This is a genomic window from Vibrio sp. 2130-1, from assembly GCF_033339515.1.
The window spans coordinates 1-537 of the sequence record NZ_JAWOUT010000654.1 but is presented as its reverse complement, the minus strand read 5'-3'; the positions used below and the strand labels follow the sequence as shown (position 1 = coordinate 537).

1 protein-coding gene and 1 pseudogene are annotated in these 537 nt (G+C 43.0%); both read right to left on the bottom strand.

The window, feature by feature from the left end:
• The coding region (locus tag R7Q09_RS27955; protein ID WP_318144182.1) for a dihydropteroate synthase at positions 1-263 on the bottom strand (263 nt) is incomplete at its 3' end.
• A gap of 52 nt (positions 264-315) precedes the next feature.
• Positions 316-537: pseudogene (locus tag R7Q09_RS27950) on the bottom strand (ATP-dependent metalloprotease); the annotation flags it as partial.

Genomic DNA, 537 nt, shown 5'->3' with positions numbered 1-537 from the left:
TTTTCTCGGATGGCCTTAACAACAGGAACAACGCGTTGCAGCTCTTCTTCTAGAGAGACATCTGGCGCACCAGGGCGTGTGGACTCACCACCGACATCAATGATGCTAACCCCTGCTGTAATCATTTTTTCGACTTGAGCAAGAGCAAGTTCTAAAGAATTGAATTTACCACCATCAGAAAATGAATCAGGGGTAACATTAAGAATCGCCATTACATGTGGACGAGAAAGGTCGAGAGATTTGTTATTTGCTGTAATAATCATAATAAATACAAAAACCCCGAGCTAACTCGGGGTTTATTATTATCAACACTCTTTATTCAGAGTCTTTCTTTTCTGGAACTTCACTTGAAGCAGAATCTTGAGAAGTAACTTGCTCTGCGGCATTCGCAGAATCCGTTGCTTTCTCTTCCTCTTTCACTTCAGGCGTTGCTTGAGACTTATCGTCATCCTTTGGCTTATTCATTGGGTTATCACCCCAGCCTGCTGGCTCACGAATTTCCGCTTTACGTTCCATGAGATCATCAATTTGGCGAGC